General features: G+C 77.6%; 22 protein-coding genes. 7 read left to right on the top strand and 15 right to left on the bottom strand.

Features of this window, described 5'->3' with window-relative positions; genetic code table 11:
- Positions 1-9: 9 nt before the first annotated feature.
- Complete coding sequence (locus ABTW95_RS22035; protein WP_396454690.1) at positions 10-762, top strand: SDR family oxidoreductase; 753 nt, start codon at positions 10-12, stop codon at positions 760-762.
- A gap of 71 nt (positions 763-833) precedes the next feature.
- On the opposite strand, the gene ABTW95_RS22030 is transcribed toward ABTW95_RS22035, so the two are convergent.
- The 8 genes from ABTW95_RS22030 to ABTW95_RS21995 all read right to left on the bottom strand — a co-directional run bounded on the left by ABTW95_RS22030 (position 834) and on the right by ABTW95_RS21995 (position 8124).
- Positions 834-2348, bottom strand: coding sequence for a hypothetical protein (locus ABTW95_RS22030; protein ID WP_500227253.1), 1515 nt, complete (start codon positions 2346-2348; stop codon positions 834-836).
- The gene (locus ABTW95_RS22025) at positions 2345-2755 is read right to left on the bottom strand and encodes a hypothetical protein (RefSeq protein ID WP_500227252.1); all 411 of its coding nucleotides are present in this window, start codon (positions 2753-2755) and stop codon (positions 2345-2347) included. The genes ABTW95_RS22030 and ABTW95_RS22025 overlap by 4 nt, the downstream gene beginning before the upstream one ends.
- A complete protein-coding gene (locus ABTW95_RS22020; RefSeq protein WP_396454693.1) occupies positions 2752-3897 on the bottom strand; it encodes a molybdopterin-dependent oxidoreductase in 1146 nt (381 codons plus the stop codon). The genes ABTW95_RS22025 and ABTW95_RS22020 overlap by 4 nt, the downstream gene beginning before the upstream one ends.
- Positions 3873-4490 carry a class I SAM-dependent methyltransferase gene (locus ABTW95_RS22015; RefSeq protein WP_500227251.1) on the bottom strand — a complete coding sequence of 206 codons (618 nt, stop codon included), beginning with the start codon at positions 4488-4490 and terminating at the stop codon, positions 3873-3875. Before ABTW95_RS22015 ends, ABTW95_RS22020 begins: the two co-directional genes overlap by 25 nt.
- Positions 4487-5152 carry a TIGR04282 family arsenosugar biosynthesis glycosyltransferase gene (locus ABTW95_RS22010; protein ID WP_500227250.1) on the bottom strand — a complete coding sequence of 222 codons (666 nt, stop codon included), beginning with the start codon at positions 5150-5152 and terminating at the stop codon, positions 4487-4489. Before ABTW95_RS22010 ends, ABTW95_RS22015 begins: the two co-directional genes overlap by 4 nt.
- Positions 5149-5850 carry a glycosyltransferase family 2 protein gene (locus tag ABTW95_RS22005; RefSeq protein WP_500227249.1) on the bottom strand — a complete coding sequence of 234 codons (702 nt, stop codon included), beginning with the start codon at positions 5848-5850 and terminating at the stop codon, positions 5149-5151. Before ABTW95_RS22005 ends, ABTW95_RS22010 begins: the two co-directional genes overlap by 4 nt.
- A 37-nt stretch (positions 5851-5887) precedes the next feature.
- Positions 5888-6913, bottom strand: a complete 1026-nt coding sequence (locus ABTW95_RS22000; protein ID WP_500227248.1) for an NAD-dependent epimerase/dehydratase family protein — start codon at positions 6911-6913, stop codon at positions 5888-5890.
- A 113-nt stretch (positions 6914-7026) separates the two neighbouring features.
- A complete protein-coding gene (locus ABTW95_RS21995) occupies positions 7027-8124 on the bottom strand; it encodes an aminotransferase class V-fold PLP-dependent enzyme (protein WP_500227247.1) in 1098 nt (365 codons plus the stop codon).
- Between the two features lie 83 nt (positions 8125-8207).
- Between ABTW95_RS21995 and ABTW95_RS21990 the strand changes: the two genes are divergently transcribed.
- Positions 8208-9167 carry a LysR family transcriptional regulator gene (locus ABTW95_RS21990; protein ID WP_500227246.1) on the top strand — a complete coding sequence of 320 codons (960 nt, stop codon included), beginning with the start codon at positions 8208-8210 and terminating at the stop codon, positions 9165-9167.
- A 106-nt stretch (positions 9168-9273) separates the two neighbouring features.
- Here the strand turns inward: ABTW95_RS21990 and ABTW95_RS21985 are convergent, their stop codons facing one another.
- Entirely contained in the window at positions 9274-10083 is an 810-nt protein-coding gene (locus ABTW95_RS21985; RefSeq protein WP_500227245.1) for an IclR family transcriptional regulator, read from the bottom strand.
- A gap of 61 nt (positions 10084-10144) precedes the next feature.
- Between ABTW95_RS21985 and ABTW95_RS21980 the strand changes: the two genes are divergently transcribed.
- Positions 10145-11560, top strand: coding sequence for a cytochrome P450 (locus ABTW95_RS21980; RefSeq protein WP_500227244.1), 1416 nt, complete (start codon positions 10145-10147; stop codon positions 11558-11560).
- Positions 11561-11632: 72 nt separating this feature from the next.
- On the opposite strand, the gene ABTW95_RS21975 is transcribed toward ABTW95_RS21980, so the two are convergent.
- Together ABTW95_RS21975 and ABTW95_RS21970 are read right to left on the bottom strand one after the other, a co-directional pair.
- Positions 11633-12016, bottom strand: coding sequence for a VOC family protein (locus ABTW95_RS21975; protein WP_500227243.1), 384 nt, complete (start codon positions 12014-12016; stop codon positions 11633-11635).
- A 166-nt stretch (positions 12017-12182) separates the two neighbouring features.
- A complete protein-coding gene (locus tag ABTW95_RS21970) occupies positions 12183-12653 on the bottom strand; it encodes a PPOX class F420-dependent oxidoreductase (protein ID WP_396454704.1) in 471 nt (156 codons plus the stop codon).
- A 100-nt stretch (positions 12654-12753) separates the two neighbouring features.
- Between ABTW95_RS21970 and ABTW95_RS21965 the strand changes: the two genes are divergently transcribed.
- On the top strand, positions 12754-13278 hold the full coding sequence (locus tag ABTW95_RS21965) for a pyridoxamine 5'-phosphate oxidase family protein (protein ID WP_396454705.1): 525 nt from the start codon (positions 12754-12756) through the stop codon (positions 13276-13278).
- Positions 13279-14079: 801 nt separating this feature from the next.
- Here the strand turns inward: ABTW95_RS21965 and ABTW95_RS21960 are convergent.
- Both ABTW95_RS21960 and ABTW95_RS21955 read right to left on the bottom strand, forming a co-directional pair.
- Positions 14080-15408 carry a hypothetical protein gene (locus ABTW95_RS21960; protein WP_500227242.1) on the bottom strand — a complete coding sequence of 443 codons (1329 nt, stop codon included), beginning with the start codon at positions 15406-15408 and terminating at the stop codon, positions 14080-14082.
- Positions 15409-15411: 3 nt separating this feature from the next.
- Positions 15412-15882 (bottom strand): hypothetical protein, encoded by a 471-nt coding sequence (locus tag ABTW95_RS21955; protein ID WP_500227241.1) that lies wholly within the window; start codon positions 15880-15882, stop codon positions 15412-15414.
- Between the two features lie 146 nt (positions 15883-16028).
- On the opposite strand from ABTW95_RS21955, the gene ABTW95_RS21950 reads away from it, so the two are divergent.
- The 3 genes from ABTW95_RS21950 to ABTW95_RS21940 are packed head-to-tail and all read left to right on the top strand — an operon-like array spanning position 16029 to position 19053.
- Complete coding sequence (locus tag ABTW95_RS21950; RefSeq protein WP_500227240.1) at positions 16029-17969, top strand: hypothetical protein; 1941 nt, start codon at positions 16029-16031, stop codon at positions 17967-17969.
- Entirely contained in the window at positions 17966-18250 is a 285-nt protein-coding gene (locus tag ABTW95_RS21945; protein ID WP_500227239.1) for a hypothetical protein, read from the top strand. The genes ABTW95_RS21950 and ABTW95_RS21945 overlap by 4 nt, the downstream gene beginning before the upstream one ends.
- Positions 18251-18261: 11 nt before the next feature.
- Positions 18262-19053: an SDR family NAD(P)-dependent oxidoreductase gene (locus ABTW95_RS21940; protein WP_500227238.1), complete on the top strand. Its 792-nt coding sequence runs from the start codon at positions 18262-18264 to the stop codon at positions 19051-19053.
- Here the strand turns inward: ABTW95_RS21940 and ABTW95_RS21935 are convergent.
- Both ABTW95_RS21935 and ABTW95_RS21930 read right to left on the bottom strand, forming a co-directional pair.
- A complete protein-coding gene (locus ABTW95_RS21935; RefSeq protein WP_396454710.1) occupies positions 19050-19523 on the bottom strand; it encodes a TIGR00725 family protein in 474 nt (157 codons plus the stop codon). The two genes, ABTW95_RS21940 and ABTW95_RS21935, sit on opposite strands and share 4 nt — an antisense overlap.
- An 8-nt stretch (positions 19524-19531) precedes the next feature.
- Positions 19532-19831: a 4a-hydroxytetrahydrobiopterin dehydratase gene (locus ABTW95_RS21930; RefSeq protein WP_396454711.1), complete on the bottom strand. Its 300-nt coding sequence runs from the start codon at positions 19829-19831 to the stop codon at positions 19532-19534.
- Positions 19832-19892: the final 61 nt, after the last annotated feature.

Raw genomic sequence — 19892 nt, 5'->3', positions numbered from 1 at the left:
GCTGGGGGCATGAACGACACCACCACCGCCCTGGTGACCGGGGCGAACAAGGGCATCGGATACGCCATCGCGCGGGGGCTGGCCGAGCGCGGCATGACCGTGCTGCTCGGCGCCCGCGACCCGGGCCTGGGCGCGAAGGCCGCCGCGGAGCTGCGGGACGCCGGGCTCGACGTCCGCGAGGTGGTCCTGGACGTCACCGACGCGGCGTCGGTGCGGGCCGCGGCCGGGCACGTCGCCGCCTCGGCCGGGCGGCTGGACGTGCTGGTCAACAACGCCGGCATCTCCGGCGGCCCGGTTCACCTGCCCGACGAGGCCGACCTCGACGTCGTGCGGCGCGTGTTCGACACCAACCTGTTCGGCGTGTACCGGGTGACCAACGCGGTGCTGCCGCTGCTGCGCGAGGCGCCGGCGGGGCGGATCGTGAACATCTCCAGCGGCACCTCCTCGATGGCCGCGATGACCGATCCCGGCCACTACTTCTGGGACGTGGCCGCCTCGGCCGCCTACCCGGCGTCCAAGGCGGCGCTGAACATGCTGACGATCCAGTACGCCAAGCGGCTGCGGGACACGCGCATCAAGGTCAACGCGGCCGCGCCCGGCGCCTGCGCCACCGACTTCACCGTGGAGTTCGCGCGCGTCTCCGGGCGGACCGTCGAGCGCACCGCCGAGCAGGGCGCCGCCATCGCGATCCGGCTCGCGACCCTGGGCGAGGACGGCCCGACCGGCGGGTTCTTCGACGACGACGGCCCCGTCCCCTGGTGAGCGCGGCCCCTGGTGAGCGCGGCCCCTGGCGGCGGGACGGTCCCCCGGTCCGGTCTTCCGGCGAGGGGCCGTCACCAGGGCGACAGGACCAGCGCCTGGACGGCGATCGCGGTCGCCGCCTGCGCGGCGAGCCAGGCCCGGGCCGGGGGCCGGAGCAGCGCGGCGGCGGCCACCGCCCACAGGGCGAACGGCGTCCAGATCCGCTCGACCTCGCCCCTGGTCACCCCGGAGGCGTCCAGGACGAGCACGCCGATCAGCGCCGCCGCCGCGAGGGAGGCCGCCGCCGCGGGCGGCGGCGCCGCCCGGGCGCGGATCGCGCCGCGCACCGCCCGCACCGCCCCGGGCAGGGCGCGGGCGGTCGCCGGGCCGGTGAGCAGCCCCAGCACGGCCAGGTTCGCGAACACGAAGTAGGCGTAGGAGCGGCGCGCCGATCCGCGGCTGACCAGGTAGGTGTCGAGGGTGGCGGCCACGCCGTCCGGCCACCAGAACCCCAGCAGCGTGAACGCGGCGGGCGCCGCGGCCAGGCCCGCGCCGAGCGCCGCGAGCACCCCGGCCCCCGGACGGGTCAGCAGCAGCACCGCCAGCGGCACCGCGAACAGCGGCAGCAGCCCGTAGCTGAGGTAGGGCAGGCACCCCAGCAGCACCCCGCCCACCGCGGCGAGCACCGCGGCGAGCGCCGCGGCGGGGGCGGCGGCCGGGGCGGCGGACCGCGCCCCGGCCCGCCGGGCGGTGCGCCGGGCGGTCTGCCGGGAAGTGCGCCGGCGTGCGGTGCTCCGGTGTGCGGCCAGGGCGAGCAGCGCGGTGCCCCACGCGCCCACGGCCAGGAAGAACGCGTCCATCGCGGTCGCGATCCACACCGCCGCCGGCGCCAGCGCCAGGAACGGCACGGCCGCGCGGGCGGTGCGCTCCCCCGCCAGGCACCGCACCGTGACGGCGATCGCCGCGGCGGCGGACGTGCCCGCCGCGATGACGAGCGCCGCCGCCCAGCCGGTCCCGTGGAGCCCACCCTTCTCCAGCGCCCACAGCAGCAGCGTCGGCAGCGGCGGATGCCCCCGCACGTGCGTGGTGTAGCCGCCGAGCCGCTCGGTGAACGTCCGCAGCCACTCCAGGGGGTCGGGGCGGACCTGCGCCAGGCCCGCCGGGTACTCGGTGGGCGCGTCCAGCGGCGCCTTGAGGGCGTCCCAGCCGTCGCCGGCCGCGAGCGCCACCGTCCACGCGGCCGAGGCCGCCCACGCCAGCGGCGGCAGCGCCCGCCACCGCAGCCGCGCCGCGAGCGTGGGCAGCGCCGCCACGGCGGCGGCCGCGACGGCGGCGGCGGGCAGCATCTCCCAGGTCAGGGGCCGCTCCCGCGCCCGCGCGTGCAGCGGCGGCAGCCGGTCCTCGGTGGCCAGGCCGGCGCGCCGCAGGTACCAGCCGGCGGCGAACGCCGCGGCGATCCCGGCGGCCCACACCGCGACCGCGGCCCACCCCGGCCGCCGTGCCCGCCGCCGTGCCCGCCGCGGCGTCCATCTCGGCGCCCGCCGGCGGGCCTGGGGCCGGGCCCGGCGGCCCGCGCCGGCCCGTCCCCGCGAGCCGGTTGCGGTCACCGCGCCCGTCCCCCGCGCCGCCCGGCGAGCAGGCGGACCGCGGCCGCGGCGGCCGCGGCGGCCGTGACGGCGGCCAGGACGATCGCCAGGTTGCAGCCGTAGGGCAGCGGCAGCCGGGACGGCTCGTCGGCGCGGCGGCCGTAGCCCAGCACCAGCGGCAGCGCGACCGCGGTGACGCAGCCGGCGACGATGAGCGCGGCCCGCGCGATGCGCCGGTACGCGGCGGGGAGCCGGCCGGTGGCCAGCCCGGCGGCCAGCACCGCCGGGACCAGGACCCCGTCGTGCAGGACCGCCGCGCCGGCGAACCAGGCCGCCCACCGGGCGGCGGGGACCTCGGCGGCGATGCCGCGCAGCCCGGCGCCGATGAGCGCCAGCCCGGCCGCGTAGGCGGCGGCGCGGGCGATCACGAGACCACCAGCCGGTGCACCCATTTGGTCTGCATGACCCCGGGCCGGTTCGGCGCGATCAGGCGGCAGGGGTGGCCGTGGTCGAGGGCGAGGGGTTCGCCGTTGAGGTCCAGGGCCAGCAGGGTCAGCGGGTCGCGCCAGTGCGGCGGGTCGACCCGGGAGGTGCGGTAGCGGCCCTGCCGCTCCAGCGACTCCACCCGTATCCGCGCGTCGCCGGAGACGCCGGCCAGGCGCAGCACGTCCCGCAGCCGCACCCCCCGCCAGTCCGCCTCTACGCTCCAGCCCTCCACGCAGGCGATGGGCAGCCGCGCGGTGTGCTGCGGCAGGGCGCGCAGGTCGTCCAGGGACAGCACGACCCGGCGGGCGACGCGGCCGGTGACGGTGAGCCGCCAGCCGGGGTCGCGGGCCAGGGCGGTGACGCCGGTCGCGGCGGCCGACTTGTTGACCGGGACGCCCTGCGGCCCGGTGCCGGGGCGGCGGGGCGCCAGCACGGCCAGCCGCGCCAGCGGCGTGAACGCCTCCCCCGCGGTGGTCAGCGCGACGGTGCCGCTCGCGGCGGCGGCGGTGAGCAGGAACCAGCGGCGCCCGACCGCGTCCTGCGGGCGGGTCATCACGGTCCGGCGCGCCTTGGCGCCCTGGTCGGCGACGTGGATGACCAGCGCGCCGGCCAGGATGTAGGCCGTCCAGTAGTGCGCGGTGGTGAAGAAGAACCGGAACGGGTACCAGTAGGCGATGTTCAGCACGCCGGTGGCGAACTGGAACAGCGCCGCGCCGACCAGGACGAACACCAGCAGCCGCTGCACGGCGTGGCCGATCGAGCGGACCGGCGGCCACTGCCACAGCCTGGGGTAGACCGTCCAGAGCTTGGCCAGCAGCAGCGGGACGGCCGCCAGCCCGCCGATGACGTGGACGCCCTGGGTGACCCGGTACAGGTTCACCGGCCGCGACGGCCACTGCGCCCAGCCGGGCGGGTGCTGCATGAAGTGGGAGACCAGCCCGGTCGCGAACGCCGACAGCACGCTGACGCCCAGCGCGATGCCCAGCCACGAGGCGGTCCGCTCGTCGTGGAGGCGGCTGGTGAACCGCGCCGGGAGGGAGGTGAGCAGCGCGGGCGGTGTCAAGGCCGCAGGGCGACGAACCATCGGCCGGCCTCCTCCCACAGCTCGGTGACGGTGGCGGCGCAGGCCGCGGCGAGCGCGCCGGCGGCGTCGGCGGACACGTGCGCCCAGGTGAACCATTCGCCGACCGCGCGGCCCGACCGCAGCCGCAGCGGCTCGACCCGCGAGCCGGCGCCGGGCGGGTCGACCTCGATCAGGACCCGGCCGCCGGGCGCGCACAGCGCCCGGACGCGGCGCAGCAGGGCGGCGGGGTCGCCGCCGATGCCGATGTTGCCGTCGGCGAGCAGGACGGTGCGCCAGCGGCCGGTGCCGGGCACGCGGCCGAACACGTCCCGGCACAGGGCGGGGCCGCCCGCCGCGACGGTCAGCGCGACCGCGGCGGGCGCCAGGTCGATGCCGAGGACGGGCAGGCCGCGCCGGGCCAGCGCCACGGTGAGGCGGCCCGGACCCGACCCGACGTCCAGGGTGGCGCCGCGGCAGCGGTCCAGCAGGCCGCCGTCGCCGGGCCGGGCCGCCAGCCAGTCCTTCAGCGGCAGGGGGCGGCGGCGCCCGTCGGCGTGCTCGATCTCCACGGGGGCGCGGCCGCGCAGCGCATCCTCGTACAGGGCGCCGATCATGCCGGGACCGCCCGGGCGTGCAGGGCGCGCAGCGCGCCGGCGAACCGCCCGCCCGGCGCCGCGGCGGCGACGGCGCGGGCGTCGCCGGGGGTGTCGACGTCGGTGAGCCGCGGCAGGAACCCCACGCGCAGCCGGGCGGCGCGCAGCCGCGCGAGCAGCACCGCGCCGGTGTAGGACCGCGACATGGGGACGCCGCGCAGCAGCCGCGCGTCGGGGCGGCGCAGCCCCAGCAGCCAGAACCCGCCGTCGGCGGCGGGCCCCACCACCGCGTCGCAGCGTCCCAGGCCGCGGGCGGCGCGGGCGAGCAGCGCGGGGGTGGCCTGCGGGGTGTCCATCCCGACCAGCACCAGGGGGCGGCCCGCCCACGCGTCGGCGAACGCGGCGGCCAGCCGCTCGTCCAGCCCGGCGCCGCGCTGGGCGATGACGGCGAACCCGCGCGGCAGCCACGGGCCGGGCGCGCCGTCGAGGGCGAGGGTGCGGCGCCCGGCGGGTGCGGCGGCGACGGCGGCGAGGGTGTCGCGCAGGGACGCCTCGGCGAGCGCGGCGGCCTCGGCCGGGGTGTAGGCGGGGGTCAGCCGCGTCTTGACCCGCCCCGGGAGGGGCTCCTTGGCGATGACGACCACATCGGCGGCGCCGGGGGTGCGGGCGGCGGGCGCGTTCACGGGGCGGCCTCGGCGAGGACGCGGCGCATGTCGCGGACGGCGCGGACCGTCCCGCCGAGGGTCCCGGTGACCTTGGAGGCGCCGGTGCGGGGCCGGTAGGCGACGTCGATCTCGCCGATCGGCCAGCCGGCGCGGGCGGCGCGCAGCACCATCTCCAGCGGGTAGCCGAACCGGCGGTCGCGCAGGCCGAGGGCGAGCAGGTCGTCGCGGCGGGCGGCGCGCATCGGGCCCAGGTCGTGCAGCCGGGTCCCGGCGCGCCGGTTCAGGGAGCGGGCCAGCACGGCGTTGCCGAGGCGGGCGTGCGGCGGCCACGCGCCCCGCCCGGCGGGCCGGCGCCGCCCCAGCACCAGCCCCGCCCCGCCGGCCGGTCCGCCGGCCGGCCCGCCCGGGTCGTCGCGGCGGTGCAGCGCGGCGAGGGCGGCGGTCAGGCGGGGCAGGTCGGCCGGGTCGAGGGAGGCGTCGGCGTCCATCACGCACACGACCTCGGTCCGGGCGGCCAGCAGCCCGGCGTGGCAGGCGGCGCCGAACCCGCGGTCGGGGGCGGGCACGACGCGGGCGCCGTGGCCCGCGGCCACGCGCGCGGAGCCGTCGGTGGAGGCGTTGTCCACCACCAGGGGCCGGTAGCCGTCCGGCATGCGGGTCAGCACCCAGGGCAGGGCCTCGGCCTCGTTGAGGCACGGGAGTACGACATCGATCACGGTTCCGACGCTACTTTCGGTGACGGGCGCATGACCCTTACGAACTGGTGACGGGCGTCCGGGCGAACTCGGCCATCCCGTCGGCGAACGCCACCGCCGGGGAGAAGCCGAGCTCGCGGCGGGCCCGGTCGCCGCGGGCGACGATGTGGCGGACGTCCCCGAGCCGGTAACCGCCCGTGACGCGCGGGGCCGGGCCGCCGAACGCCGCGGCGAGCGCCCCGGCCATCGCGCCGATGGTGCGGGGCTCGCCGCTGGCGATGTTGTAGGCGCGCAGCCCGCCGGGCTCGGGCGGCCCGGCGGCGAGCCGCTCCAGCGCCAGCACGTTGGCGCGGGCGACGTCGCGGACGTGGACGAAGTCGCGGCGCTGCCCGCCGTCCTCGAACACCAGCGGCGCCTGGCCGTTCAGCAGCCGCGACCGGAAGACCGCCGCGACGCCCGCGTAGGGGGTGTCGCGCGGCATCCGGGGCCCGTAGACGTTGTGGTAGCGCAGCGCGGCGGCCGACCCGCCGGTGGCGCGCGCCCATGACGCGGCCAGGTGCTCCTGGGCGAGCTTGGTGTCGGCGTAGGCGTTGCGGGGGTCGGGCGGGGCGTCCTCGGCGACGGTGCCGGGCTCCAGGGGCCGGCCGCAGGAGGGGCAGCCGGGCTCGAACCGCCCGGCGCGCAGCGCGTCCTCGGGGCGGGGCCGCGGCCGGACCGGCCCGTGCCGGTCGCAGGTGTAGGCGCCCTCCCCGTACACCACCATGGAGGAGGCCAGCACCAGGGAGGCGACGCCGGCGCGGGCCATCTCGGCCAGCAGCACGGCGGTGCCCTGCACGTTCACCGATGTGTAGTCGGGCAGGTCGGACACGCCGGTGCCGAGGCCGACCTTGGCGGCCTGGTGGCAGACGGCGTCGACTCCGGCCAGCCGCCGGGCGACCGCGGCGGCGTCGCGGACGTCGGCGGGCGGGCCGCCGAGCCCGTCGGGCCGCAGGTCCAGGCCGCGGACGCGGTGCCCGGCGGCGGTCAGCGCGGCGGCGATGTGCGAGCCGATGAATCCGGCGGACCCGGTGAGCAGTACGTTCATGGCGACGAACGTAGGACTCGCGGGCGCGCCGGGACGGCGCGCAGGGCCCGGTCAAGGCTCCTTGTTCGAACCTTGTAAGAACTTCGCCCGGCGGGCGGGACGGTCTGCGGGCGTCAGGGCGCGATGAGGGGGGCGAGCAGTTCGACGGCCTTGTCGACGTCGGCGCCGGTGGTGGTGAGGTGGAAGGCGCAGCGCAGCCGTCCCGCCCGGACGGTGGCGACGACCCCGGCGCGGCGCAGCAGGCCGGCGGTGCCGTCGGGGGCGGCGACCGACACGATCGCCGAGTCGCCGGGCGGCAGTCCCAGCCCGGCCGCGAACCGGCGGGCCAGCGCCACGTCGTGGTCGTGGACGGCCTGGACCCCGACGCGTTCGAGCAGTTCCAGGGCGGGGGCCTGCCCGGCCCAGCACTGCCACGCCGGGGACAGGTCCAGGCGGCGCGCGTCGGCGGCCAGGCGCAGCGGCAGCCCGTACACCGAGTCCCAGATGTCGGGGCCGGCGTACCAGCCGGCGCCGATCGGGGGCAGCGCGGCCAGGGCCTCCTCGGTGCCGGTCAGGAAGCAGGTGCCGCGCGGGCCGAGCAGCCATTTGTAGCCGCCGGCGACGAGCCAGTCGACGCGGCCGGCGGGCAGCGGGAGCCACCCGGCGGCCTGGGTGGCGTCCAGCAGGATGCGGGCGCCGTGCGCGCGGGCCGCGCCGATCAGGTCGTCGAGGGGGGCGATGCGGCCGTCGGCGGACTGCACCGCCGACACCGCGACCAGGCCGGTGCGGGCGGTGACCTCGTCGGCGATGCGCTCCAGCGGCACCGACCGGACCGTCAGGCCGGTGCGGGCGGCGAACGGGAACAGCAGGGAGGTGAAGTCGCCGTCGGCGACCAGGACCTCGGTCCCGGCGGGCAGCGACGCGGCGACCAGGCCCACGTAGTAGGACACCTGCGGGCCGCACGCGACCCGCGCGGCGGGGACGCCGAGCAGCCGCGCGAACGCCTCGCGCGACCGCGTGACCGCCTCGTCGAAGTCGGTGGGGACCATCAGCCCGGCGGCGCGGTCGCGTTCGGCGGCGAGCATCGCCGCGTGCGCGGCGCGCGGCGGCAGCCCGTAGGTGGCGGTGTTGAGGTAGGCGACGCCGGCGGAGAACTCGCGCTGCGCCTCGGCGACGGTCAGGCGCCCCGTGGAGGGGGCGGCGGTGGACGGAGTCGTGGTGGAAGGGGTCATGCCCTGATCGTCGCCCCCGGCATCCCATAGCACAAAGTGAGGTTTTCTGGGCGTCCCATCAGTGCGGTTGATATCTTGCGGGGATGCTTGATCTGCACCGGGGCCGGATCCTGCGGGAGGTGGCCCGGCTCGGCTCGATGACGGCCGCCGCGCGGTCCCTCTCCTACACCCAGCCGGCGGTGTCGCACCACATCGCGCGGCTGGAGGCCGAGGCCGGCACGCCGCTGGTGATCCGGCACGGCCGGGGGGTGCGGCTGACCGAGGCGGGGCGGATCCTGGTCGAGCACGTCGAGGACGTCCTGGCCCGCATGGACGACGCGCAGGAGCAGATCGCGGCGATCGCGGGGCTGCGCGCGGGGCGGGTGCGGGTCGCGGTGTTCCCGACGGCCGCCGGGGGCCTGCTGCCGGACGCGCTGGCCCGGCTGCGGGAGCGGGCGCCGGGGGTGTCGGTCACGCTGGTGGACGCCGAGCCGCCGGAGGCGCTGTCCCTGCTGCGCGCGGGCGACACCGACGTCGCGGTGGTGTTCCGCCACGCCCACACCCCGCCCGACGTCGATGCGCGGTTCCGGGAGGTGGTGCTGGGCGAGGACCCGCTGCGGCTGCTGGTCCCGGCCGGGCATCCTCTCGCCGAGGCGGAGCGGCCGCGCCTGCAGGACTTGGCCCGCGAGACGTGGGCGTCGGGCTGCGCCCGGTGCCGCGACCATCTGCGGTGGGCGTGCGCGCAGGCCGGGTTCACGCCCGACATCGCGTTCGCCACCGAGGACCACGTCGCGATCCAGCGGCTGGTGGCGCGGGGGCTGGCGGTCACGACGCTGCCGGCGCTGGCGCTGAGCCTGCACACCGAGCCGGGCGTCGCGGTCCCGGACGTGCCCGCGGTCGGCAGCCGCACCATCAGCGCGGTCGTCGCGGCCGGTCCGCGCCCGCCCGCGGTGGCGGCGCTGCTGGACGAGCTCGCCGCCGTCGCCGGCGCGCCACCGCCCGACACGGTGCCGCAGGAAACGGCGCCGCAGGAAACAGCGCCGGTCAGGACGGGCACCGGCTAGGACGAGCCCCGGTCAGAAACGTGCCGGCCGGGACGGCGCCGGCCGGAACAGGCGCCGGTCGGAACAGGCGCCGGTCGGAACAGGCCGCGGTCAGGACAGGTGGCGGTCAGGACAGGTGGCGGTGCAGGTCGGTGAGGCGTCCCGCGGCGGCGACGACGGCCTCGGCCAGGCCCGGCAGCCGGTCGTCGCCGAACCGGACCGCGGGCCCCTGCAGCGCGACCGCCGCGAACACGCGCCCGCCGCCGTCGCGGACGGGCGCGGCGACCGCGCGCACCCCGACCAGGCGTTCCTCGTCGCTGACGGCGTAGCCGCGCTCGCGGACGCGGTGCAGGTCGGCTTCCAGCTCGCGGCGGGTGGTGAGGGTGGCGGGGGTGTAGCGGCGGAACGGCTCGTCCATCGCGGGCGGGTCGCCGCCGCAGGCCAGCAGCGCCTTGCCCATCGCGCACGCGTGGACGGGGTTGCGGTCGCCGGGCGGCTGGTCGTAGCGCAGCGGGTGCGCCGACGGCAGGTGCAGCAGGATCGCGACCTCGTCGCCGGCCCGCACGCCGAGGCTGACCGACTCGCCGGTGCCGTCGCGCAGCGCGGTCAGCTCCGGCTGCAGCAGGGTGGCGCCCATCCGCTCCAGCGCGAGCCGCCCGAGGATCGCGGTGGTGGGGCCGAGGAAGTACCGCTCGGTCGCCGGGTCCTGCGCCAGCATCCCGGTGGCGTGCAGGGCGTGCACGATGCGGTGCGCGGTGCTGACCGACAGACCGAGCCGGTGCGCGATCTCGGTGGGGGTCTGCCGGTCGGCGCCCTCGAAGGAGCGCAGTACCGCCACCGACCGGTCCACGGTCTGCGTTCCCGGTTTGGGCTGGTGGGCCCCTTCCGCGTGCTCACGCGTCCGCCCGCCGGGGACGGCGCCGCTGTCGTCCGTCACGGCTCCCATACTCCCACCGCGCCCCGCGCGGGCATCCGCGGGGGCGTGCCATAGTGGGCGGGTGGCCGCACAGACCCCGCTGCACCCGACCCGTCCGCCCAGGACCCGCGGGGCGAGGGGCCCGTCCGCGTCGCTGACGCTCAGGCACGGCGCGGCGTTCGCGGCGAATCCGTGCAAGAGCCTGCTGCGCCTGTACGCCGAGGCGGGCCCGGTCGCGGTCGTGGGGACGCGCCGCCGCCCGTTCGTGCACCTGTTCGGCCCGGACGCCAACGCGTTCGTGTTCGCCAACTCCGGGCTGTTCCGGTGGCGGGAGGCGTTCGACCTGCTGGTGCCGGTGAACGGGGAGACCGCGCTGATCGTCAGCGACGGCGCCGACCACCGGCGGCGGCGCCGCCTGGTCCAGCCGGCGTTCCACCACCGCCGCGTCGCCGGGTACGTGGCGCGGATGGCCGCCAACACCGGCGCGGCGCTGGAGTCGTGGCGGCCCGGCCGGACGCTGGACGCCTACGCCGAGCTGCGGTCGGTGATCCGCCGCAGCACCGTGGAGGTGCTGTTCGGGGACCGGCTCGCAGCCGACGCCGAGGTGATCGGGCGGCGGCTGCAGATCGCGCTGGCCGCCGTCGACCGGAACTTCGTCCTGCAGATGGCGCTGCGGTCGCTGCCCAACCCCTACATGCGGCGGGTCGCGGCGGCCCGCGCGCAGGTCGCCCGGCGGGTGGACCAGGAGGTCGACCGGCGCCTGGCCGAACGCGCCGCCGGACGCGCCGCCGGACGCGCCGGCGGCGATGACGGCGGTCATGACGGCGGCGGGTACGACGATGTGCTGGGCATGCTGATGGCCGCCCGCGACGAGGACGGCTCGGGCCTGACCCGCCAGGAGCTGCAGGACCAGGTCATCAGCCTGATCTCCGCCGGGTACGACACCACCAGCGCCGCGATGGCGTGGGCGGTGTACGCGCTGCTGACCCATCCGGCGGCCGAGGAGCGGGCGCGCCGCGAGGTCGCCGAGGTGGTCGGCGACCGCCCGGTGACGGCCGCCGACCTGCCCGCGCTGACCTACCTGGACGGGGTGGTGAACGAGACGCTGCGGCTGTTCCCGCCCGCGGTGGTCAGCGCCCGGGTCCCGGTGGAGGACCTCTCCTACGCCGGGCACCGGATCCCGGCGGGCGCGATGGTGCTGTACTCGCCGTTCGTCACGCACCGGATGCCGGAGGTGTGGCCGCGGGCGGGACGGTTCCGGCCCGAGCGCTGGGACCCGGCCTCGGCCCTGTACCGTCCCGCCGCGCCGTCGACGTTCCTGCCGTTCGGCGGCGGGCCGCACCGCTGCATCGGCGCGACCCTGGCGACCGTGGAGATCAAGACGATGCTGGCGTGCCTGCTGGCCCGGACCCGGCTGCGCCTGGTCTCCCCCGCCGCCGTCCCGACGAGCGTGACGGCGATGCGGCCGCGCGGCGGCCTGCCCGTGCGGGTGCTGTAGCCCCCGCCGACCGGCCCTGCCCGCCGGCCTTGCTCGCCGGCCTTGCTCGCCGGCCTTGCTCGCCGGCCTTGCTCAGGCGGGTTCTGCGGGCTGGCGCAGGCAGACGCAGAACGGGTGCCCGGCGGGGTCGGCCAGGACGCGCCAGCGGTCCTCGCCGGGCTGGAAGTCCAGTGTGCTGCCGCCCAGTTCGGCGACCGCCGCCTCGGCCTTGTCGAGGTCGTCGACGTAGAGGTCGAGGTGGAACTGCTGGGGCCGGTCCCCCTCGGGCCAGGTCGGCGCCTTGTGGGCGGGCACGGCCTGGAAGTAGACGTCCACGCCGTTGGGCAGCTTGACGGCGGCGGCCTCGGCGGTGTCGTAGGTGACCTCGCCGCCGGTGAGGGCCGCGTAGAACGCGGCGAGAGCGGGCGGCTCCGGGCAGTCGATGGTGACGGCGGCGAACTCCGCGATACCGGTCATGTGCATCTCCTCTGTCGTCGGGGAAACGCCCCAAGGCTCGCAGGAGAAGCTGACACCTTCTGTCAGGTACCGCCGGAACGTCCGCGGCGGATCGCCACGCCGCCCGCCGCGCCGCCCGCCGGGGCGGCGGGCCGGGCGGGTCGTTCGGGCGGGTCGTGGGGCGGGGTCAGTCGCCGGAGGCGAGGCGGGCGGGGAACCCGCCGGTGGCGATGGGGCCCCACCGGTCGATGGTGACGCGGATCAGCGACTTGCCCTGGCGGCGCATCGCCTCGCGGTACTCGTCCCAGTCGGGGTGCTCCCCGGCGATGCACCGGTAGTAGTCGACGAGGGCGTCTGCGGCGGCGGGCATGTCGATGACCTCGGCGGTCCCGTCGACCTGGACGTAGGGGCCGTTGAAGTCGTCCGACAGCACGCACACCGACACGCGCGGGTCGCGGCGGGCGTTGCGGGCCTTGGCGCGTTCTGGGTAGGTGGACACCACGATGCGGCCCTCGCCGTCGACCCCGCACGTCACCGGGGACATCTGGGGGCGCCCGTCGGCGCGGGTCGTGGACAGCACCGCGCGGTGGCGGGGACGCAGGAAGTCGAGCAGTTCGGGGCGGCCGACGCGGTCCGCGGAGGCGATGGAAGGAGCCATGATCCCCACCCTAGGGAACCGGGCGCCGATGAGTTCGCGGGCGCCGCGCGGTCTGCCCCCTGTGAAAGGCTCGCATGAGTCCGGCCGAAGGAGGACGACGATGACCGACCGTGAGCCCGTGGAGGCCCGCAACCTCGACATCTACGGCAGCCCGGAGCTGGCGTGGGAGACCGTCCGGGACGCGCTGGTGGGCGCGCTGCCGAAGATGGAGACCGCGTCGTTCCTGGGGACCGTCCGCCCGGACGGGCGCCCGCACTCGGCGGGCATCGGCGCGCTGTGGCACGACGGGGAGATCTTCTTCGTCAGCGGGCCGGGCACCCGCAAGTCCCGCGACCTGGCGGCGAACCCGGCGTGCACGCTGTCGGTCCGCACTCCCGGCGGCGACATCGTGCTGGAGGGGACCGCCGGGCGCGTCACCGACCCGGCCGTCCTGGAGCAGGTCGCCGCGGCCTACCGGGAGAGCGGCTGGCCCGCGCAGGTCGACGGGGACGCGTTCACCGCGCCCTACAACGCTCAGAGCGCCGGGCCGCCGCCGTGGCACCTGTACCGGTTCGTCCACCGGACGGTGGCGATGGTCAGCACGGTGGAGCCCTACGGCGCGGGCCTGTGGCGCTTCGAGTCCTGACCGCGGTCCCGGCCGTCGACTTTGGTCTAGGGTCCGGTCGCCGTTCGGGCGTTGGGGCGGGTGCCGGCCGGTGGCGAGACTGGCGGCATGCCAGGGGGTATATCGCTGAGCGGCGCGCCCGCGGGCCGCTGGACGCTCGACTGCGGAGGCCGACGCCTGCAGGTCGAGACCGGGCGGGACGGGTGGGACCGGTTCGCGCGCCTGTACGTCGACGGTGAGCCGGCGCGGGAGGCCGCGGCCTTCCTGAAGGCCGAGCTCGCCTACGGCGACCGGTCGGTGGTCGTGGTGTTCGACGCCGTGGGGCTGGTGGACGGGCAGGCGTCCCGCTGCGCGCTGACCCGGCCGCAACCCCTGGACACGGGCACGGGCAAGAGTCCCGGTGAAGGCTCCGGCGGGGGCTGCGGCGGGGGCGCGGGGAAGGGCCGGGGGCGGGTGCCGTTCGAGCCGCCGGCGGGGACGCGGGCGGCGCGGCGGGAGGCGTTCGCGCGGGCGCATCCGGCGCTGTACGCCTCCCGGCATGTGGCGGCGGCGCTCGGCCGGGTGCTGGTCCCGCTGCTGGGTCTGGGCGCGCTGGTGAGGGTGCTGGTCGGCATGGTCCCGCGCCCGGACGTGCGGTTCCCCGGCATCGATCCCCCGCCGGTTCCCCGGCCGCGCGTCCCCTTCCCCGATCTGCCGCTGCCGGACCTGCCGGAGGCGCCGCTGCCGCCGTGGGTGCGGGCGGCGGCGGTGGCGGCGAAGCTGTGGGTGCCGGTGCTGATCGCGGTCTGCGTGGCGGCCGGTGAGGTGCGGCGCCGCAGGGGGTCAGCCGCTGAGCAGGGCGAACAGCCCGGCGCAGGTGAGCGCGACCATGACCGCGGCGACGGGGAGCTGGCCGCGCAGGGCCGGGCCGGGGCCGCGCAGGGCGAGGTCGTGCGCGGCGACGGTCCCGGCGATGTGGCCGAGGACGATGGCGTTGACCTGGACCTGCGCGGTGAGCGTGGGCCCGGCCAGGTCGTAGTCGATCCGGTTGCCGGTGGAGCCGAGCAGGTTCGCGCCCGTCCCGAACGGGTCGCTGGCGAGGATGAAGGTGGTCTGCCCTTCCAGGACGAAGAACGAGAAGTAGTGGGCGAGGGTGTAGCCGAGGGCGATGGGCAGCAGCGTCGCGGCGAACCGCCCGGGCAGCGCGGCCGGGTCCTGGCCGGTGAGGCGGGCGCTGAGCCGCAGCGCGGCGACGTAGCCGGCCGCGACGGCGCCGATGGCGGCGGCGAGCCCTAGCGTCCCGGCGGGGACGCTGGAGGGGTCGACGTTGTCGCGCCAGTAGGTGGTGCGGGTGATGCCGTCGAATCCGGTGGAGCCGATGAGCACGCAGGCGGTCGCGGTGAGGCCGGGTTCGGCGGCGCCGGTCATGAGCCCGGTGAGCGGGGTGCGCAGCACCAGGGTCCCGTCGCGGCGCCGCCCGATCGGGCAGAGCCGGGCCAGCAGGCTGCAGTAGGCCTCGAACCCGTCGCCGCGGGTGAACCAGTCGCGGCCGAACCACCAGGCCAGCGCCGTGTTCGCGGCCGCGTAAGCCAGGATGAGCGCGCCGACCAGGCGCGGGTCGGAGCGGTGGGGAGCGACCAGCTCCAGCCACACGAACCCGGTGAGCCACGCCGCGGCGGGCCAGTATCCGGCGCGGGCGGGCAGGGCGCGGCGGCCCGCCGGGGGCGTGCGGGTGAGCCGGCACAGGGCGGCGTGCAGGGTCCGCAGCGGGTTGACGCGCCGCCATACCGGGCCGAGCAGGACGCCGGCGGGGACGAGCCCGACCCAGAACGTCACGAACAGCGCCCAGGGGGCGAGGTTGGCGTCCGCGCCGGGCGGCCCGGCGAACGCGACGATCACGACGAACGCGGCCGCGGCGAGGGCCAGGAGGCGTCCGGCCGCGGTGAGGGCGGGCGCGTCCAGGGCGCGGGCGAGCGCGGCGGGCAGCGGCCGCCCGGCGTCGGGGTGGAGCCGGGGCCGCTTCCACGCGGCGGTCAGCGCGGCGAACGAGGCGGCCACCGCGATGCCGCCGCCGGCGATGGCCGCGACGGCGTCCAGCGGCAGGTCGGTGCGGCCGCCGAGCCCGTGCGCCAGGACGTGGGCGCCGCCGGCGGCGGGTGCGGGTGCGGTCACGGCTCAGCCGACCTGGAGCTCGAGCACGCGGGCGCCGGAGTGGTGCAGCTCGGCCTCGAACACCCCGGGCGTGCCGGCGGTGAACCGCAGGACGGCGGGGCGCCCGGGGGTGATCGGCAGTTCGCGGTCGTAGCCGTGCAGGTGGAACCGGTCGGCGGTGTCGCCGGTGACGGTGATCTCGACGACGGCGCCGCGCGGGACCTTCACCCGGCGGTGCGCGGTGCGGACCCGGCCGTCCCGGACGGTCACCGCGACCCGCACGACCGGCGCCCCCGGCGAGGCGGACGGCGGGGCGCCCGCGGTGGGTCCGGTGGTGGGTCCGGTGGTGGGTCCGGCGGTGGGTCCGGTGGTGGGCGCGGCGGTGCCGGGGGCGCCGGGCGCGGCGGACGGCCCGGCGGGCGCGGGCTCCCCGCATCCGGCCGCCGCCAGCGTCACGGCGGCCGCGACCGCCCCGGCGATGATCCGCAGCCTCATGGCGCTCCTTCCGTACCGGTGTCCCACACCACAGATTGTGACACTAGACAATGACACATTCGAAGATGACATACTCCACATCGGAAAGGGGTATCGCCCCCATCCGTTCCGATTCGTGCGGCGAGGGAGCACCGGTGGTGGAGCACATGACGGGCACGGGAGCGGCGGCAGCGGCGCTGCGGCTGGCCGCCGCGGCGCCGGCGAAACCGGCGGGCGGCGCCGCGCTCGACCAGATCATCATCGCCTCCGCCGGCGCCGCCGCCCTGACGGCGTTCCTGCTGGTCTTCGGGTGGGGGCACCGCACCGGCCGCATCGCCGCCCTGGCGCGGCTGGCGCGGCTGGCCGAGCGCGGCGCCGGCCGCGGCGTGCCCGGCTGGGCCGCGCTGCCGCTGCAGGTGGCGATGGTGGCGCTGCTGGTGGCGCTGCTCGGCATGTACTGGGACATCTCCCTGCACATCTCGCACGGCCGCGACGAGGGCCCGCTGGCCAACGTCGCGCACTACCCGATCCTGGTCGGGCTGTTCGGCGTCTTCACCGCCGGGGTGCTGGCCGTGGTGCTGCCCAAGGGCGAGCGGCCCGGCGCCGCGGCGGTGCGGATCACCCGGGACTGGTACGCGCCCGCCGGCGGCGTGCTGCTGGCCGGCGCCGGGTTCTACGCGCTGCTGGGCTTCCCCCTCGACGACGTGTGGCACCGCATCTTCGGGCAGGACGTGACGCTGTGGGGCCCGACGCACCTGATGCTGATCGGCGGGGCCGGGCTGTCGCTGGTGGCGATGATGATCCTGGAGCGGGAGGGCCGCCGCGCCCGCGGCGGCGCCGCGCAGCCGCCCCGCTGGGTCCGGTACGCGCGGCGCTGCATGCTCGGCGGCGGGCTGCTGATCGGGCTGTCGGTGTTCCAGGCCGAGTACGACTTCGGGGTGCCGCAGTTCCGGCTCGTCCACCAGCCGCTGCTGATCGCGCTGGCGGCGGGCTGCGCGCTGGTGGCGGTGCGGCTGTGGGCGGGCCGCGGCGCCGCGCTGCTGGCCGTGGTGTTCTACATGCTGGTGCGGGGCGGGGTGTCGGTCGCGGTCGCCGGGGTGATCGGCGAGCTGTGGGCGGCGGTGCCGCTGTACTTCGCCGAGGCGGTGTGCGTGGAGGTCGCGGCGCTGGCGCTCGCGCGGCGGCCGGTGGCGATGGGCGCGGTGTCGGGGCTGCTGATCGGGACGGCGGGGTTCGGCGCCGAGTACGCCTACGGGCAGGCGGCGTGGCGGCTGCCGTGGACGCCGGACATCCTCGCCGAGGGCATGGCCATGGCGGTGACCGGCGGCGTCGCGGGCGGGCTGTGCGGGGCGCTGCTGGCCGAGGGGCTGGCGGGGCGGATGCCGCGGCGGGCGGTGGCGCGCGGGATCTTCGCGGGGGCGGTCCTGGCGGTGTCGGCGGCCGTGGCCAACGGGCTGGTGGTCGACGTGCCGTCCGGGCGGACCGCGACCGTCACGCTCACCGGCGTGCGCGGCGACGCCGCGCACCGCACCGCCGGCGCCCGCGTGGAGTTCTCCTCCGGCGCGGTGGACGGGCCGGCGTGGCTGACGGTGACCGGCTGGCAGGGCCGGGGCCTGCACGTCGACCACCTGGTGCGGGAGCGCGACGGCGTCTACCGCACGAGCGAGCCGATGCCGCTGCACGGCGGGTGGAAGACGCTGATCCGCGTGCACGACGGCCGGACCCTCGCCGGCGTCCCGGTGTACCTGCCCGCCGACCCCGCGATCGGCGCCGGGGAGCTGCCCGCCCCGGACCGGTTCACCCGGGACGTGCAGGGCGAGCGGTCGATCCTGCAGCGGGAGCTGAAGACCGACGTGCCGGGCTGGCTGTGGGCGGTGTGCTCGGCGGTGGTGCTGGCGTGCACGCTGGCGCTGGTGCTGGCGCTCGGCTGGGGCGTCGCGCGGATCGCCCGCCTGCTCCCCGAGGCCGGGTCCGCCGCCGAATCCGCCGCCGAATCCGCCGCCGGGTCCGCCGCCGGGTCCGCCGCCGGGTCCGCCGCCGGGTCCGCCGCCGCGGCACCCCGGGAAGCCTCTGCGGAGACGGGCGCGGAATCGGCGGCGGGGGCGTGACCGCCTTCGCCGGCCCCGGGGCGGGGGTCCTGGCGACCCACCCGGTCATCACGGCGGTGCCGTTCTTCGTGCCGACGTTCGTCGTCGTGGCGGTGATCGCCGTGGTGATCTGGCGGGACCGCCGCCGCGGCGACGACGGTACCGGCGAGGGCGGGCCGCCCGGCCGGGCGCCGGACGACACGCAGGACGGCACGCAGAACGGGACGCAGGACGAGACGCCGGATCGGGCACCGGATCGGGCGCGGGGCGGGGCGCCGCCCGGCGCGCCGCCGGAACCGTAGAATCTGCCGTCATGAGCGACCGGCCGTCCCCCGTCCCGTACCTGTCGGAGCTGTTCTCGCTGGAGGGCCGGGTCGCGGTCGTGACCGGGGGCAGCTCCGGGATCGGCCGGGCGATCGCGGTGGCGCTCGGCCGGGCCGGCGCGTCCGTCGTGGTGGTCGCGCGGCGGGAGGCCGAGCTGGACTCCACCGTCGCCGAGCTGGAGGGGCACGGGTGCCGGGCGGCGCGGGTCAGCGCCGACCTGGGGTCGCGGGACGCGGTCGCCGAGGCCGCCGACGAGGCCGCGGCGGCGTTCGGGGAGCCCGACATCCTGGTCAACGCGGCGGCGGTCAACCTGCGTCCGCCGATGGACGAGCTCGGCCCGCAGGTGTGGGACGCCACGATGGCGGTGAACCTGGACGCGCCGTTCCTGCTGGGGCAGCGGTTCGGGCCCGGGATGGCCGAGCGCGGCTTCGGGCGGCTGATCCACATCGCCTCCCAGCAGGCGTTCCGCGCGTCGGTGACCAGCGGCGCCTACGGGGTGTCCAAGGCGGGGCTGGTCGCGCTGGCCCGGTCGCAGGCCGAGGCGTGGTCGGGCCGCGGGGTCACCGCCAACACGCTGGTGCCGGGGTTCGTGATGACGCCGCTGAACGCGCGGCTGTCGGCGGACCCGGCGAAGGTGAAGGCGCTCGCCGAGCGGACGATGGTCGGCCGCAACGGGCTGGCGGAGGACTTCGCGGGCGCCGCGGTGTTCCTGGCGTCGGCGTCGTCCGCCTACGTCACCGGCCAGTCGGTCTTCGTGGACGGCGGCTACTCCGCCCACTAGTCCCACAGGCCGGTCGCGGCGACGGCGGCGGCCGGGCCGTCGGCGTGGACGATGCCGCCGGCGGGCCGCCCGGCGGCGTCGTGGACGCTCCACCCGGCGATCTGCACGACGGGGATCCGCCCGGCGCGCATGGCCAGCGCGATCTCCGACAGCGTCCCCCAGGACCCGCCGACCGCGATGAGCGCGTCGGCGGCGTTGACGATGACGTTGTTGCGGGCCTGCCCGAGCCCGGTGGGGACGGCGACGGTGAGGTCGGGTCCGGCGGCGGCGCGGTCGGCGGCGGGCAGCACCCCGACCGCGATGCCGCCGCCGGCGCGGGCGCCGGCCGCGGCGGCGGCCATCACCCCGCCGAGCCCGCCGCACAGCACGACGGCGCCGCGCCCGGCGAGCAGCCGCCCGGTCTCGTAGGCCAGGTCCCATTCGGTCTCGGTGCACTCGCCGGGCCCGCACACCGCCACCTGGACGGCCACCGCGGCCCCTACCCGGCGCCGTGCCGGGCGGCGATCTCGTCGATCTTGCCGGCGAGGTCGAAGTCCTTGGCGGTGATGCCGCCGGCGCTGTGCGTGGACAGCGTGAAGGTCAGGGTGCGCCAGCGGATGTCGATGTCGGGGTGGTGGTCGGCGTCCTCGGCGGCGCGTGCGACGTCGGTGACGACGTCGATCCCCGCCAGGAACGAGGGCGCCTTGACCTGCCTGCGGATGGCGTCGCCGTCCCGGGCCCAGGCGGGCAGCCCGCGCAGGCGTTCCGCGACGGCGGTGTCGTCGAGCGTCTCGGCCATCGGCTCACTCCCTGCTCCTCGGCGCTGGTGCCGTGCTCCCCTCCACTACACCACGCCGGTC

It is taken from the genome of Spirillospora sp. NPDC127506 (assembly GCF_040302145.1).
Taxonomy (GTDB): domain Bacteria; phylum Actinomycetota; class Actinomycetes; order Streptosporangiales; family Streptosporangiaceae; genus Spirillospora.
The sequence above is the reverse complement of the archived record's forward strand: the minus strand, read 5'-3'. Positions and strand labels throughout refer to the sequence as shown.

What these genes read in the sequence shown, in the direction of transcription:
- ABTW95_RS22035 (WP_396454690.1), top strand. Translation starts at nt 10, where the DNA reads ATGAACGACACCACCACCGCCCTGGTGACCGGGGCGAACAAGGGCATC.
- ABTW95_RS22020 (WP_396454693.1), bottom strand. Translation starts at nt 3,897, where the DNA reads ATGGTTCGTCGCCCTGCGGCCTTGACACCGCCCGCGCTGCTCACCTCC.
- ABTW95_RS22015 (WP_500227251.1), bottom strand. Translation starts at nt 4,490, where the DNA reads ATGATCGGCGCCCTGTACGAGGATGCGCTGCGCGGCCGCGCCCCCGTG.
- ABTW95_RS22000 (WP_500227248.1), bottom strand. Translation starts at nt 6,913, where the DNA reads ATGAACGTACTGCTCACCGGGTCCGCCGGATTCATCGGCTCGCACATC.
- ABTW95_RS21995 (WP_500227247.1), bottom strand. Translation starts at nt 8,124, where the DNA reads ATGACCCCTTCCACCACGACTCCGTCCACCGCCGCCCCCTCCACGGGG.
- ABTW95_RS21990 (WP_500227246.1), top strand. Translation starts at nt 8,208, where the DNA reads ATGCTTGATCTGCACCGGGGCCGGATCCTGCGGGAGGTGGCCCGGCTC.
- ABTW95_RS21975 (WP_500227243.1), bottom strand. Translation starts at nt 12,016, where the DNA reads ATGACCGGTATCGCGGAGTTCGCCGCCGTCACCATCGACTGCCCGGAG.
- ABTW95_RS21970 (WP_396454704.1), bottom strand. Translation starts at nt 12,653, where the DNA reads ATGGCTCCTTCCATCGCCTCCGCGGACCGCGTCGGCCGCCCCGAACTG.
- ABTW95_RS21965 (WP_396454705.1), top strand. Translation starts at nt 12,754, where the DNA reads ATGACCGACCGTGAGCCCGTGGAGGCCCGCAACCTCGACATCTACGGC.
- ABTW95_RS21955 (WP_500227241.1), bottom strand. Translation starts at nt 15,882, where the DNA reads ATGAGGCTGCGGATCATCGCCGGGGCGGTCGCGGCCGCCGTGACGCTG.
- ABTW95_RS21950 (WP_500227240.1), top strand. Translation starts at nt 16,029, where the DNA reads ATGACGGGCACGGGAGCGGCGGCAGCGGCGCTGCGGCTGGCCGCCGCG.
- ABTW95_RS21940 (WP_500227238.1), top strand. Translation starts at nt 18,262, where the DNA reads ATGAGCGACCGGCCGTCCCCCGTCCCGTACCTGTCGGAGCTGTTCTCG.
- ABTW95_RS21930 (WP_396454711.1), bottom strand. Translation starts at nt 19,831, where the DNA reads ATGGCCGAGACGCTCGACGACACCGCCGTCGCGGAACGCCTGCGCGGG.